This window comes from Myxococcus xanthus (assembly GCF_013116825.1).
In the GTDB taxonomy this organism is placed as follows: domain Bacteria; phylum Myxococcota; class Myxococcia; order Myxococcales; family Myxococcaceae; genus Myxococcus; species Myxococcus xanthus_B.
In genome coordinates this window covers 92,361-107,389 of sequence record NZ_JABFNS010000003.1, presented here as the reverse complement: position 1 = coordinate 107,389, position 15,029 = coordinate 92,361, and the positions used below count along the sequence as shown (strand labels likewise).

The 15,029-nt window shown below is 68.6% G+C and carries 9 protein-coding genes; 5 read left to right on the top strand and 4 right to left on the bottom strand.

Annotated features, from left to right (window positions below):
• Nucleotides 1–115: 115 nt before the first annotated feature.
• From HNV26_RS01895 to HNV26_RS01880, 4 genes are all read right to left on the bottom strand, one after another.
• The gene (locus HNV26_RS01895; protein ID WP_171441651.1) at nt 116–2,347 is read right to left on the bottom strand and encodes a lipoprotein TP_1001-related protein; all 2,232 of its coding nucleotides are present in this window, start codon (nt 2,345–2,347) and stop codon (nt 116–118) included.
• Between the two features lie 458 nt (nt 2,348–2,805).
• Nucleotides 2,806–7,839, bottom strand: a complete 5,034-nt coding sequence (locus HNV26_RS01890) for an OTU domain-containing protein (RefSeq protein WP_171441652.1) — start codon at nt 7,837–7,839, stop codon at nt 2,806–2,808.
• A gap of 18 nt (nt 7,840–7,857) precedes the next feature.
• Nucleotides 7,858–8,835 (bottom strand): peptidoglycan-binding domain-containing protein, encoded by a 978-nt coding sequence (locus HNV26_RS01885; protein WP_216611714.1) that lies wholly within the window; start codon nt 8,833–8,835, stop codon nt 7,858–7,860.
• Nucleotides 8,836–8,859: 24 nt separating this feature from the next.
• On the bottom strand, nt 8,860–9,246 hold the full coding sequence (locus tag HNV26_RS01880; protein ID WP_253816097.1) for a hypothetical protein: 387 nt from the start codon (nt 9,244–9,246) through the stop codon (nt 8,860–8,862).
• 268 nt (nt 9,247–9,514) lie between these two features.
• On the opposite strand from HNV26_RS01880, the gene HNV26_RS01875 reads away from it, so the two are divergent.
• The 5 genes from HNV26_RS01875 (at nt 9,515) to HNV26_RS01855 (ending at nt 15,027) form a co-directional block, all read left to right on the top strand.
• Nucleotides 9,515–11,593, top strand: a complete 2,079-nt coding sequence (locus tag HNV26_RS01875) for a prolyl oligopeptidase family serine peptidase (protein ID WP_171441653.1) — start codon at nt 9,515–9,517, stop codon at nt 11,591–11,593.
• Nucleotides 11,594–11,867: 274 nt separating this feature from the next.
• Nucleotides 11,868–12,860, top strand: a complete 993-nt coding sequence (locus HNV26_RS01870; RefSeq protein ID WP_366816723.1) for a fatty acid desaturase — start codon at nt 11,868–11,870, stop codon at nt 12,858–12,860.
• Between the two features lie 2 nt (nt 12,861–12,862).
• On the top strand, nt 12,863–13,585 hold the full coding sequence (locus tag HNV26_RS01865) for a hypothetical protein (protein ID WP_011555420.1): 723 nt from the start codon (nt 12,863–12,865) through the stop codon (nt 13,583–13,585).
• Entirely contained in the window at nt 13,578–14,654 is a 1,077-nt protein-coding gene (locus HNV26_RS01860; protein ID WP_171441655.1) for a YheT family hydrolase, read from the top strand. The genes HNV26_RS01865 and HNV26_RS01860 overlap by 8 nt, the downstream gene beginning before the upstream one ends.
• Nucleotides 14,575–15,027 carry an acyl-CoA thioesterase gene (locus HNV26_RS01855; RefSeq protein WP_253816095.1) on the top strand — a complete coding sequence of 151 codons (453 nt, stop codon included), beginning with the start codon at nt 14,575–14,577 and terminating at the stop codon, nt 15,025–15,027. The genes HNV26_RS01860 and HNV26_RS01855 overlap by 80 nt, the downstream gene beginning before the upstream one ends.
• Nucleotides 15,028–15,029: the final 2 nt, after the last annotated feature.

Below are 15,029 nucleotides of genomic sequence, written 5' to 3'. Positions count from 1 at the left end.
TGTCGCGGTGGAGGGATTCGCTCCTCCGCACAGGGCGCACCGATGAAAAAAGAGGGCCGCGCCCCCTGCTTGGGAGCGCGGCCCTCGCTACTTCAGGGGAGCGTCGCCAGCCTGACTACGGCCGGGCCGGGTTCTCCTCGCCGAAGCTGGACGTCACCGAGACGGCCCAGTCCGCCATCGAGCGGGTGTTGGCGCCCTGATGGCGGAACACGCTCTGGGTGTTCTCCTCCACCACGCCCCAGTCCACCGAGACGTCGAGCGCCGTCAGCGGAGCGCTGTCGTAGGCGCAGGGCACCGGGGTGGCCGTCTCACCGCGGCAGTCCACCGGACGCCAGTGGCCCTCCTCCTGGGCGGCCCGGAGGACGACGGGGTAGTTGGGCGGACGGGCGGTGGTCATGCTCTTGTGGGAGAAGGCCACCACGTCCTGCGTGTCGCCCTGCGGATTCGCGAGGCGCAGCAGGCGGTCATTGAAGGTCGGATGGCTGCTGGTCCCCGTCACGACGTCCCACGCCCCCGGGTAGAACGTCTCGTACGTCTTCTCGTCCTTGGACAGGGTGTCATTGCCCACAGCGAGCTCGGCCGAGTTCGGACGGAAGTGGATGACGATGAGGTCGCCCGCGGCCACCGTCACGTCCGGCAGGGTCGCCAACCGGGACACGCTGGTGGCCTCCTCGGTGAGCGTGATGCCCTCGATGGCCCCTGCCGTCACGGCCTTGAGCTCGATGAGGTCGCGGTTGTTCGTCGCGGAGACGCCCGTGGTGATGTTCGGGTTCACCTCGTTGATGATGAGCAGCGCCGGCACCCGGTAGCCCTTGAAGGTGGCCGTCCCACTCACGCTGACGCCGGTGTAGCTCTTCACCGACGGGTCCACCGACAGCGCGTACTGCCTGCCGGGCTCCTGCGCGGACGTGGTGAGCACCAGGGTCTTCCCGTCGAGGGTGTAGTCCGAGGCGGTCAGCCCGCTGTCACCGAAGGTGAACTGGGCCGCCACGTCCACGACGGTGCCCGGGTCGATGCCAGGCTCGAAGGTCACCCGCAACTGCGTGGGCGACAGCGGGACCAGGGTCTGCACCTTCAGGGTGACCGCCGTTTCCGAGCAGTCCACCGAGAAGTCCGACAGCGAGAAGGCCGTCACCAGGGGCATGGGGTAATACGGCGTCTGGGGATTGGGAGTGTTGGTCGCGTCGTCGTAGCGCCACATCACGCCCGACTCGACGGAGACCCGGCAGTTCAGCCCGACACCGACGAGGTCCGCAAGCTCGGTGGGCATGCGCAGCCGCGGCCCCATGCCGCCCGTGAGCGGGGTCCCGTCCATCGCGAACTGCGCGATCTTGAAGCCAATGCCCGCCTGCTTTCCGGTGCCCGCCGTGGTGGTCACCTTGCCGGTCACCCGGACGAGCCGGCTCTCATACGTGTCGAGGTTCGCCACCGCGTCGTCGGTGACGTGCGTCACCAGGCCGCCGTCCGCCGCGAGCTTCCGCACGGGGTGGCCCGAGCTCAGCTTCTGGAAGTCGGAGATGACGCTCGCGGTGTCCAGCTTGTAATCCGCGGCGGTGTTGCCGGACTGGAGGAGCTTCGTGAGCACCTTGAAGGAGACCCGGTCCCCCACTGCCACCTGCACCGCGTCGGAGTGGCTGACGAACAACGCGGGACCTTCCGCCGTGGCCTGCACGAAGAAGCCGCGGGGCTCAGCGGTCTCCGGAGTGATGGCGGTGACGAAGGCGCCATGGAGGGACAGCGGCTCGGGCAGGTCGCCCGTGGGGGCCGCGTGGAAGGCGGCAATCTGCGCGTTCGCCTCGTCGAGCCCCGTCAGCGCCTCGCACCGCCCAGCGGCGTTGCAGCTCTGCCGCGCGGTGCACTGGCTGTTGTCGATGCACTCCACGCACTCGCCCTGCCCGTTGTCCCGAGCGGTGTCGCACAGTGGCGTCTCACCACCGCACTGCGCGCTCTCGGTGCAGCCGCACACGTTGTTGTCGCTGCACACCGGCTGGGCGCCGTTGGCGCAGTGGCTGCTCTCCAGGCACTCCACGCACACGCCCGGGGTCCCGGGCTTGCACTGCGGCGTGCCCTCGGCACACTCGGCGTTGGTGCCGCAGCCCTCGCACACGCCGAGACCGCCGTTGCCACCGGCGTTGCAGACCTGTCCCGTCAGACAGCCCTGGGCGCTGCCATCGGCGCGCTCGAGACACGTCTTGCAGCTCTTGCTGGTGATGTCACAGACAGGCGTATCACCGCCGCACTGCGCGTCGCTCAAGCACTGGACGCACACGCCACGTCCGTTGTCCGCCGCCTCGTCGCACACGGTGCCGCTGCCACACCCCGCCGCGCAGGGCGAGGCGTCGGGCACGCACTTCTCCTCGACGCACACGGACGGGGTCGCCCCCGTCGACGCACAGTCCGAAGAGGTTTCGCACTCGGGCGAGCAACCCGTCACCCCGAGGGCAACGGCCAGCACGCCGAGTGCAGCCAAGACACTTCGTTGTCTGTTCATGTTGGGTATCTCCAGGTTGGCTGCGCAATTCTCATACGCGCCGCCGCAGCAAGCGTCCATGCGCTTGGCCTCCAACGCGGCCCAGTGGATGTGTCACGCGCCGGAGTCACACCGCTTGTGCATCAGGGACCGTCGGCGAGTATTGATGGCATGCGTGGCTTTGGCGGCCCACGCAGCGGATGTCGCCGTCACTGGATGTGTTTAGATAGAGAGTGGCGCCAGACTTGTGACTCATGAAAGGCCGGAGACCCTCCAGCACGCTCTGCGTCACGGCCTGACGCGCCGCCTCCAAATGACTGCCCCATGCCGAGGCCCTACCCAGTCGGCCCCTTCTTCTGTTTCTTGGGGTCTGCCTCATCCCCCTCCTCCCAGACGGGAGGCGGTGGCGGCACGTCATCGCCATTCATGAGCTGCACCTCTTCGTTCTCTTCGGCGCTCGCAGGCTGCCTGTTGAACTTGCGCTTTTTATGGTTCGACGGCGCAACCTGTCCCGAGCCCGCGAAGGACTGCGACGACGGGGCCCCTCCACGGAAGCCCGAGTTCGAGAACGCCGCGGTCCCCCAGGCCGCTGGGCCCATCGCCTGGGTGGCGTCGTCGTCCTCCCAATCCTCGGCGACGGGGCCGGGCTTCTTGCGCTTGATTCCCTCGGAGGAAATACGGCCATCGCCGACGGCCAGGAAGTCCAGGGACTGCGACTCCTCGACGCCCTGCATCGCGTTCTCGTCCTCGACGACCAGCCCCTTCCACGCCGCGCTCGTGATGTGGACCTCTGTACAGCGCCTGCACAGCGCCTCCAGGCGCTCGCGCAGGTAATCCAGCGTCCGAGGCGCATGCTTGTCGAGCTTCCCCAACTCCGTGCCAAGAACGATGCATCCCTCATCGTCTCGTTCGAGCACGAGCCTGCGGTACTGGCCGCTCTCCACCTTCTGGGTGAGCACGGCCAGGTCCTCGTCGAACATCGCCTTGTTCTTCTCGTAGTCCTTGTCCGACAGCAGCCCCGTCTCAGGAGACGTCGCGCCGGAGAAGAGCAGCGTCCTCAGCGAGACGACGTTCGGCTGCCCCAGGACGCTCGTGCTGGAGTCATCGCCCATGGAGGCAGCCTGGCTCATCACGTCCGAGACCTCTTGCACGTGGAGGTCCGCCGCCTGCTGCCGCACCACGGCAGGCACGAGCACGTTCACCTGCGGGACGACCAGCACCGTGCCCAGGTGCTGGTTTGCCCAGCCGATGAGTTCGTCAATCTTCTTCGTCAGGTACGCCCACGTCTGGGGCGCGTTGCCCGGCAACCTGGCGACGCCCGTCCCGATGTCCACATGGCCCCGCGAGTGATTCCACGGCACCACCAGCGTGGTGTAGTTGCCGCTCTTCAGGAGTTGGACGGCCTCGGCACAGTCCTCATCGATGGCCTGCTGGTTCTTCGCGAGGTCCTTGTCCTCCATCCCCTTGCCCGGCACCCAGCACGTGCGAATCCCGAGCGCGTTCGGGTTCATCCGGATGACGGCCTGAGTGTCCGGCTGTGGGTATCGGGCCTTCTTCGCGACGGCGTTCTCCCCGAAGAGGAAGAGCGCGTGCGGGTGGTGGGTGGGGGTGTCGAACTGGAAGTAGCGCGTGTGGGGCCACTTGCAGACCGGGCCCACCGTGAGCGGAGCAGACGTGGCGGTGGCGCGCTGCGCCGACGTCGCCGCTGTCCGCGGAGACTCGACCGTCGTCGAACCAGGCTGGGGTGCCTGCCCCTCGTCGCGGCGGCGGCGTTCGCTGAGCGCTCCCAGTTCGGCGGGGAATGCGGTGGCCGCGGGAAGCGGCGCATCCGTGGGCCCCACCGCCTCGTAGTGCGCGTTGCCCAGGTTCGCCAGCCGGAGCAGGGGCCGCGCCGCGTGCCCCTCGGTGCGCGGCACGAAGTCCACCAGGTCCGTCCAGTACGAAGTCGCCCCCGTCTGGGCGAAAACCTCGAAGCGCACCTGGAACAGGTGGGACGCCGCCGCCAGCACCACGTGGTCGCCCCAGGCCCTGTCCCGGCTCATGGCCCGCAGGTACTGGCGCCAGGGGTCCATGCCCGCCACCCGACGATACGCGGGCTCCTGCGGCCAGGCCACACGGTGCCAGTCGAGCAGCAGCCCCATGTCCTGTCGGAACGTCGCCGCCGTCGAGGGCCCCACCATGCCCCCGTCGTCCAGCGACTGCCCCGCGAGCAGGTCCTCCAGGTGATTGACCACGACCTGGCGCACCTCGCGGTGGTGCGCTTCCGTGCCGAAGAACAACTGGGACAGCGAGCGGAACAGACAGTCCCCCCCGCCCGCGTTGTGAACCCGCCCCTGACGGATGGAGCCCAGGTGGGTGTCCAGCGAGATGCCCTGGCCGCCCCCCTTGTCCTTCCCTTCCTCCGACTTCAGCGCGGGCCGATGGTCCCAGTACGCCTCCGGGTCGAAGCCCGCGCTCCGCAGCGCGGCGAACGTCTCCCGCCACTGCATGGCCTCCGCCACCAGCGCGTTGGAACGGGCGTGGTCCGAAGCGGGGACCTTCTCCGCGGCGTCCAGAATCGCGCCGAGCGCCTCCGTGGCTTCGTCATCCGTGGCCTGGGACTGCTGATAGGCGGCGCACAGCGCTTCCAAATGGCCCAGCTCGGAGGACGCCGTCTCGGTGGCGACCTCCACCTCCTCCACGACCAGCGCCTCCTCGCCGCTGTAGATGAGCCGCAGGTCGGAGACGAGCGGCATGTGGTCGCTCAGCTTCTTCGCGGCGGCCATGACCGCTTCCCAGCGCGCGTCCTCCGAGCCCGTGAGCTTCACGCCCGGGGCACGCAGTTGGTCGAAGATCCGCTTGTCCTCGGGCAGCTTCGCGTCCTCCAGTTGGATGAGCCGCCAGAACGGCTGGAGGTGCTTGGGCAGCAGGTTGCCGTGGATGAAGAAGAGGCCCTTCTCCTTCTCGTCCGCGAGCGCCATGGGAAACGGGATGACGTAGACCGACGACTGCTCCAGCATCCAGCCATCCGTCCGCCGCGAGTACACGAGAATCTTGTCGTAGCCGCTCGCCCCGTAGCGCTGCTGCGGGGGCGTGATGAACGACTCGATGTGGGCCAGCACGTCCTCCGCGGACGAGAACATGGGCCGCAGCTCATGGCCCGTCGACGTCTTGAAGGGGGCGAACATCTCCGGCTGCACCCGGCTGTTGACGAAGCTTCGGAGCGTCTTGAGCGAGCCGTCCCCGAACGGATTCTCGCTGTCCACGGCCCAGCTGCCGAACTTGCTCTTGGCGATGGTCGAGAGCTGGGGCGCCATGTCGTACAGGTGGCTCGCGTCCGCCCCGGGCCCCAGCAGCGTCTGGAAGAACTGGTGGAACGACAGGCGCTCCACGCAGGTATCGATGTACGGCGTGCCATCCTTCGCGAGCTCGGCCTTGGGCCGCGCGGTGTCGATGTTCAGGTCCGAGAGGACCACGCCGAGCACCTTCTCCCGGCGCTCGTCCTTGCAGTACTGGAGGAAGGCGCGGAAGTCCGTGCCGCGCGCGCTCTTGTTGCGGTCTCCCGGCGCGGGGGGATGCCACGCCACCACGCTCACCTCGGGCGCGTTCTTCACCTGCGCCAACCGCACCGGAATCCGGATGGGCTCCCGCTTGCTGTAGAGGCTCTTGACGGGCTGCGCCTGCGCTTCCTCTTCCTCGTCCCCCATCGTGGTGTCGACATCCATCGACGGGGATTCGCCACCCGGCGAGCGCTTCGCCACGTAGGCACTGAGGTACGAGATGGCCGATTCGTCCACGTCCAGCTTGGACTTCCGCCACAGGACGCCGTACGCCTCATCCTGGGTGTAGAGCCCCTTGACGGGCTTGTCGGGCACCTCCGCGGGCCACGACGCATAGACCTCCTCACCGCGCGCCTTGCACTGGTCGTTCAGCGCATCACGGATGCGAAGGAACTCGCGCAGACCCGCGTGCGACTCCGGCGCGTCCTCCACCTCTCCCTTGCGCTCCTGGTACTCGGCGAGCTTCTTTGCGTAGACGCGCTGCAGATGCGCGTCGTTGGAGCGGTGCAGGATGTTCTCGAGGACCTGCTCCTGCTTGTCTGTGCTCTCCTTGGCGCCCAGGCCCGCGATGACCGCCAGGTAGCGGTGGAACAGGATGCCGCAGTGCTTGCGGAGGAGCTCGACGCCAAGCTTCGCCAGATCGTCCCGCTTCTCCTTCTCCTTCGCCTCCGCGCCGCCCTTCTTGGAGTCCTTCTCCTTCGGCGAGTAGCGGTTCGTGTGGGGCTGGAGCCAATCGTAGTAGCCCTCCTCCACGAGCAGCCGCACACAGAGCTGGCAGTACGCGTCCAGCTTCGCCTGCTTCTTCCCGAACACGTCGATCGACGTCGCGACGAGCGCCTCGGGCGGGTCCGCGTCGTCTTCGTCTTCCTCGTCCTTCCTCACCCGAGGCCTGCCGAAGCGCTTCACGAGGTCCGGCTCACATGCCCTCCAGGCCGCATCGAGCCTGCCCTCGAGGATGCCCAGTTTGTCCGTTTCCAACGTCCGCGAGGCCCCGCTCCACTCGATATGAGAGGGGTCCCACGCCTCGGCGTCCGCGCCCTGCTCGTCACGGGGCCAGATGGTCCGCCGCACGTGCTCCGCGAAGTGCTTCGCCAGGTCGTTGAGAAGCGCCGCCTCCTGCGCCGCGAGCTGACCGACCAGTGACTCGGAGGCGATCTTGACCCGGTAGCCCTCGGGCTCGACGAATGCCGACGCCAGGCGCATCAACACCGGGAGCTTCATCCCGCTGCTTCCGCGGCCCGCGTGCTGCTTCATCGGGGTCGGCGGCTTGGGCTCCACCAGACGAATGCCCCCCTTCTTCTTCAGCTCCAGGATGGTGACGATGTCGGCGTTCGCCGTGCGGATGACATGGGCCAGGGCGGCAATGGTCCACGGCTTGCGCACCGGGAGCGTTCCACTCGGGCCTCCGCCCAGGTCCGCGATGTTCCAAAGGAGCGTCCGCAACGGGAAGCTCGGCGGAACGACGGGCTTGTCGGAGACGGTGGTCTCCGCGCCCAGCGGAACACAGCGCTCCTCGGCGACGTCGTCGCCCATCGTGTTGGACGGTGGCGACTCCGGGGGCGTGATGTCGTCGGTGACCAGCGAGGCGCGGAGCGTCTCATCACGCATCTCGTCGCTGGAGAGTCGGTGCGGCTCCTCGTCGTCCAGGAAGTCGTCCAGGACGTCGTCGTAGTCGCCACTCTCCAGCCGCTCGACCTCGGCCTCCATCGAGCCGTGGGAGGGGGGCGTGATGGGAGGCGCCGGGACCAGCACCGCGTCGCATTCCAGGCAGCGAGGCGGCGTCACGGACAGGTCGCGCATCGTGCCGGGCGCGCAGTTGGGGCACTGCATGACGAAAGACCTCCAGTGCTACGAGCGGTGCAACAGGCCCAGCGCGGCGCAGGTCGCCTCGTCGGCCTCTCCGCTCGGAGGCAGCCCGAGCGCGTACTGGAACCACTCCACGGCCAGGCGCGTCTTCGGGCCGAACTGGCCACGCTCGCCGCCACACGAGAACCCCAGGTTCTCCAGCCGCTCCTGCAAGCCCTCCGGAGCGCTCGTCGCGCGCAGCGCCGCGAAGCGCAGCGTCACCTTGCGCTCGTCGTCGCGGCCGGGCGACACCGTCACCTCGCCCCGCGCCGCGCGTGCGGGCAGGACCTGCGCCATGCGGCCCTCCGCGTCCGTCATGCCCTCGCGCGCGGGCAACTCCTCCTCGTCGTCCAGCCACACCTTCAACAGGTAGGGCTGGTGCGCTCGGGGGTGGTGCGTGCCATCGCGCAGCACCACCACCAGTGACAGGGGAAGCCCGATGCGGTGAACCACATGCCGGAAGCCGGTCTCCACCGTCGTCCATTCATGGGCGAACGGCAGCACCTCCACGCGCGTTCCCGGAGCGGGAGCCACCTCCGGGGTGAGCGGCTGCCCCGTGCTCGCATCGATGAGCCGCGAGGGACGCACCCCCAGCTTCGCCGCCAGCACCGCGAGCGACTCCGTCCCTTCGCACGTCCAGGACAGCGGCTTCGGCCGCGAGACGGAGCCCCAGCGAGGCGCTGCGCCCGCGGCGCGCGGAGGCAGGGGAAGCCGGCCGAGCACCCGCCACAGCGCGGGCTCCACGTCGAGCAACCGGAAGCGGTAGCGCCCCTCCTCGAGCCCCTCGAACAGCGCGACGCCGTGCTCGTCGGTGCGCGTGCGCAACGCCTCGTCCGCCGCCCCCTGCGCCAGCTCCACCGCCACGCCGGACAGCGGCGTCTCGCGGTCATCGACGACGACCACCTCCACCTGTCCCTTGCCCGCCTGCAATGGGCATGGAGCAACCGCCGGGTCCTGCCGTGAAGTCGAGGAAGGGGGCATGAGGCGTTCCTGGGAGTGAAAAAGTCAGCGGCCCTCGCCGGGCGGGGCGTGGCGGAGGCGGAAGGCCGCTTCCTTCCGCTGGTTCTGCGCCGCCACGTCCTCGCGGCGGCGGCGCTCGCGCACCACGCGGTGCAGACGCGCGACGGGGTCCGAAACGGAGGCGTCATCCAGCCACGAGCGCATCCACGCGTGGCGACGCTGTGACTCGAAGTCATCCCCCAGCGACTCGGCGAGCTGCACGTACACGCGCACGTCGACGAGCGCGAAGATGCCCCGGTCCACCACCCTGCGCACCACCGGCTCGAGCCGCTCGCGGGTCCATCCAGGCTCCGCCGCCGAAGGCTCCGCGAGGAGCGCCGTGACGAGCTGCGCGACGCGGTTGTCCATCGCGGCGCTGCGCAACGAACTCATCTGCGACTCGCGAATCCGCAACAACGTTGAAACCGTCCCGATGGAGTGACGTGGGATTATTTCCGTTTCACGCGAATCAAACAAGGTTCCACGACGCGCTTCGCGCCGAGCACCACGGCCTCCTGGAATTCGTCGGATTCACGCGCGTAATACCGGAGTCCGACACCGCGCCGCGCGACGGTGCCCCCGCGCGGGTGGGCTACAACCTCGCCGCGCCTTCCTGCCTGCACGTCCGCGCCAGGACCGACGCCCCCTGGAGGAACATCCGATGACGCCCGTGGACCGGACCTGGACGTACCCCTCCGCACGCAGAGACGCGCGGAGCGGCTACACGCTGCACGGACAGCGCTTCGACGACCCCTACGCGTGGATGGAACAGCTCGACGCGCCGGAGACGCAGGCGTGGATTTCCGAGCAGGAGACCCTCACGAAATCGGTGCTCCACGCCCTCCCTGGACGCCAGGCACTGCGCGAGGCGGTCACCCGCTCCGCGCGGCAGGCACGCGGGTCCCCGCCCATCTCCGCCGGCCCGGGGGGGCGTCAGTTCCTCTGGCAGGCAGAGGCCCACGACGACAAGCTCAAGCTCCTGCTCCGGCGCCACGAAGGCGCGCCGTTGGAGACGTTGCTCGACCCCGACACGTGGGCGAGCAACGAGGTGCTCGTCTTCGCGGTCCCCTCCCCGGATGGCGCGTTCGTCGCGTTCGGCAAGGCCGTGGGAAGCGCCCACGGCGCATTGATTCACGTCCTCGAGGTCTCGACGGGGAGGCTGCTGCCGGACCGCCCCCGAGGCACCAGCCACGCCTCGGTGGCCTGGCGGCCCGATGCATCCGGGTTCTTCTACGCCGCGAACCCCGACCCCGGCGAGGTGCCCACGGGCGAAGAGGCCCACTGGAACGCCGTCTATGAGCACCGGCTGGGCTCGGGCGCACCCGCCCGGCGTGTCTTCGGTGATGACCACGAGAAGGAGTACTGGTGCACCGTCAAGGTGAGCGAGTGTGGCCGCTTCGCCGTGCTCGCGAAGTGGGACTACGTCCACGCCAACGTCATCACCCTGCTGCGCCTCGCGGACGATGCGCACCTCCCCGTGGCGACAGGCATGACCTCCCTCAATCAGGTGCAGGTCATCGGGGAGTCCCTGCTCATCCATACCGACCTCGGCGCACCACGCGGCAGGCTCTGCACCGCGCCGCTGACGGCGCCCACCCAGTGGCGGACGCTCATCCCGGAAAGCGAGCACACCCTTCAGACTGTCGCGGGCGTCGGCGGCCGGCTCTACGCCGTCTATTCACGCGCGGCGTCGCACCACGTGCGCATCCACGCCGAGGACGGCACCTGGCTGCGCGACCTGAAGCTCCCAGCCCTGGGCGCCGTGAATCGCAACGAGGGAGAGGGAATCGTCAGCGGCGTCAGCGGCCCATGGCGGGGCGACGAGGTGTGGGTGAACTTCATGTCGTACGTGCAGGCCCCCTCTGTCTATCGCTACGACTACGACGCAGACCTGCTGACGCCGCACCACGTCCCCGACGTCGGGCTCGACGCGTCCGAATACGTGACGGAGCAGGTCTGGTACCCGTCGCTCGACGGCACCCGGGTGTCCATGTTCCTCGTCCACCGGAAGGACCTGCCGCGCGACGGACAGTGGCCCGTGAGGCTGAGTGGCTACGGCGGCTTCAACATCTCCGTGGAGCCGCGCTTCACGCCGCTCCAAGCCGCCTGGCTGAAGTGCGGCGGCGTGCTGGCCTTCGCCAACGTCCGGGGCGGCGGAGAGTACGGCCGCGCCTGGCACGAGGCGGCCCTCAAGACACGCCGGCAGAACGCCTTCGACGACTTCATCGCGGCGGCGCGCTGGCTCGTCTCGGAGGGCTACACGGTACCTGCCCGGCTGGCCTCGCGAGGAAACAGCAATGGTGGGCTGCTGGTCGCCGTCACCGCCATGCAGGCACCAGCGTCCTTTGGGGCCGTCTTCTGCCGCGCGCCCACGCTCGACATGCTGCGCTTCCCGAGCTTCGGCTACCTGAGCTCCGCCACCGTCGAATACGGCTCACCCGAGGACCCGGTTGAGGGGGCCTACCTCGCGGGGTACTCGCCCTACCACAATGTCAGAGCCGGCCTCCGTTACCCCCGGATGGCCTTCGTCGCCGCGCTGAACGACCGGACCGCCCCACCCCACGACCCGCTGAAGATGGTCGCCAGACTTCAGGCGGAAGGCACGCGGGGCGGGCCCTTTCTCCTGCTCCCGCTTCGCGACTCCGGGCATGGGGGCGGCACCACCCTGACGGCGCTCATCGAGCAGGACGTCGACGAGCTCTGCTTCTACTGCGGGGCGCTCGGCGTCTCACCGGGCTGAGGCACCTGCGCCGCAGGCACCCGGTCCCAGAGGACCCCGCGCCGCTGGAGAATCCGGCGCCCGACGACGTCAAGCGCCCCCCCCCCCCGGGGATTCTTGATTCAAGAATCAACGCGCGTTATGTCGGAAATCCCTAGATTGACGGCCCTCGGGGGAGGTCTGGGGATTCGGGGCGGCCATGCCATCTGACGCATCCACCGTTAACGATTCTCGCGCCCAGTCCCAGGATTGGCGGGCGCGCACCCAGCGGAGCGTGGTCCAGCTCGTGGGATGTGTGGGCGCCTATGTCCTGCTCGCGGGGGCCAGCTATGTCTGCTTCGCCCAAAGCCTGGCGGGCGGCGTTGCGCTGGCGGTGCTCGCGGGCGTCGTGCTGGTCCGGGTCTTCATCCTCCAGCACGACTGTGCCCACCGCTCGCTCTTCCAGCGTCCGGTGACGAATGACCGGGTGGGCGTGGTGCTGGGCATGCTGACGCTGGCGCCGCACGCGTACTGGCGGGCCATGCACCTGGTCCACCACAGCACCAGCGGAGACCTCGACCGGCGCGGCGTGGGCGACATCGTGACGATGACGGCCCAGGAGTACCTGGCGCTCAAGCCCACCCAGCGCCTGCGCTACCGGCTGTACCGGCACCCCGCGGTCCTCCTGGGCGTGGGGCCCATCTTCCAGTTCCTGCTGCGCTTCCGCATGCCGGGCATCGTCGCCAAGGAGCGCAGGCCCGAGCGCCGCTCCATCCTGGTGACGAACCTGGCGCTGGTGGCCGTCCACCTCGCGTTCCTGGCGCTGGGTGACTGGCCCCGGTGGCTGGTGGTGCACCTCATCATCACCCAGGTGGCCGCGGGCCTGGGCATCTGGCTCTTCTTCGTGCAGCACCAGGTGGAGCGGCCCTACTGGGTGCCCCGGGCGCAGTGGTCCCTGAAGGGCTCGGCGCTCCAGGGCAGCAGTCACCTGGTGCTGCCGCGCGCCTTCGAGTGGCTCTTTGGCGCCATCAACCTGCACCACGTCCATCACCTGAAGCCCCAGATTCCCAACTACCTGCTGCGCGGCTACATGGAGCAGCACGGACTGGCCGAAGAGGGCGTGAAGCTGGGTCTGCGCGACTCGGTGCTCGCCTTCCGCCTCAAGGTGTACGACGAGGCCACCGGCAGGATGACGGGCTTTCCCCCTGTCCCCGCGGGCCAGGCCAGGACACCGCTGGCCTCCCCGCCCTCCATCAAGCCGACAGGTCAGCTGGGCCGGCTGCTGACCTTCTCCGGCGAGGAACGCTGAAAATGCCTGATTACGTCCATGTCCTCCTCGGACTCGTGCTGGGGTACGTCATCTCCTCGTACGTCGAGTCCTTCATGCACGAGTACGTGTCCGACGCGCGCCCGAAGGCGGTGCGCTTCTGGAACCGCGCGCCGCGGCTGTTCCGGCCGATGATCAACACGCACTTCTCCCACCACACCATCCACCACGTGAGGACTTTCCGGAGCAACCACGTGACGCAGTTCCGGAGCGAGGAGGAGAAGCAGAAGCTCACCGAGGAGCTGCTCCAGCGGGGCAAGCACGGCCGGACCATCATCAACGGCGCCTTCGCCACCCGGCTGCACGGCGAGGGCGCCTTCGTCTTCGTGGCCCCGCTGGTCATCTTCTTCCCGGTGTTCTACTTCACGCTCAAGCCCATCGCCTTCCTGGCCGGCTGCGTGACGCTGCTGTTGCCGCCCTTCATGAGCCACTTCGTCCACCCGTACCTGCACATGCCCTTCGAGGAAGGACAGCGCACGGCGCCCCGGTGGCTGGCGTGGCTGCTGCGGACCCGCTACATGCGCGCCGTCTACCGCAACCACTTCCTGCACCACCGCTATGGCGGCGTGTCCAACTTCAACCTGGTGCTGGGGGCGGACATCGTGCGGCGGCGCACCCGCGTGCTGACGGAGAAGGACCTGAGCGTCATGGCCGAGGTGGGCATGCCGCTGCCCGAAGAGGCCCCCACGCGGACCGTCCATGGCTGAGCCTGCGAACATCTTCCACGTCCCCTGGTGGCTGCGCTTCTCCCACGTGCAGACCGTGGTCCCCCACCTGGACCGGCGCCGGCACGACGTGGTCACCGAGCACATCCGCCACGAGCTGGCGGACGGTGACTTCGTGGACGTGTACTGGCTGAACCGGACGCGGCCAGGGCCCTTGTTCATCCTGCTGCCCGGCATGCAGGGCACGCAGGACTCCACCTACGTCCGAAGCCTGCTGTCGGAGCTGTCCCCGCGCGGCCTGCGCGCGGCGGTGGTGTGCCACCGGGGCGGCGCCGTGCCCAACCGGCGGGCCCCCTTCTATCACGCGGGCTTCACCGACCACCTGGCCTGGCTGGTGGGCTTCGTCCGTGAGCAGGAGCCCCACACGCCACTCTATGGCGTGGGCTTCTCTTTGGGCGGCAGCATGCTGATTCGCTACCTGGCGGAGACAGGCCACGCCAGCCACCTGTCCGCCGCGGCGGCCGTGTCCCTGACTTTCTCCCTGGGCAGCACGGCCCGGCGGGCCTGCGAAGGCATCAACCAGCTCTACCAGCTCCGCGTGTTGAACTCGTACAAGCGCGTCGCGCGGCTCAAGGCCCACCTGCCGGAGTTCGCCTCACGCGTCGGGGCGCTGAACGGGATGCGCAGCATCCAGGCCTTCGACGAGGTCTTCACCGCGCCCCTCCACGGCTTCAAGGACGCGGAGGACTACTACGAGCGGTGCAGCAGCCAGCAATTCCTGTCAGGCATCGAGGTGCCCTTCCTCGTCCTCAACGCCGAGGACGACCCGCTCGTCGCCCGGGACACGCTCCCCGACGCACGCGCGCTGCGGGAGCACGTGCGGCTGGAGCTGACGCCGCATGGCGGGCACCTGGGTTTCATGTATCAGCGTTCCTCCGGGCTGGGTTACTACCCGCCGGCCCGGCTCATCTCGTTCTTCCTGCAGGAGCCGTCCGAAGCACATGAATCTCTATCTCAGGATGTTGTGGGTCATGCTCTCCTCGCTCTGGAAGCCGGAGATGCGCGTGGACGCGCTGACGAGCACGCTGGAGCAGCGCGTCCTGCCCAATGACCTGGACCTGAACCTGCACATGAACAACGGACGGTTCCTCACCGTCTGTGACTTGAGCCGGGTCGACCTGTTCATCCGGACGGGCCTGCTGGCGCTCATGCTCAAGCAGAAGTGGGCGCCCATCATCGTGCGCCACACCATGGACTACAAAAAGCCGCTTCGCCCGTTCCAGAAGTACACGGTGTCCATGTCGATTACCCGCTGGGACGAGAAGTACTTCTATGCCACCCACCAGTTCGTCTCGCGCGGGAAGGTGGTGGCGGAGGGCGAGTCCACCGCGGTGCTGCTCGGGCGCGAGGGCGTCGTCCCGCCGGAGCAGGTGATTGAGGCCGTCACGGCCCGGCAGAACCGGACGGCGGTGGAGAGCCACTGAGC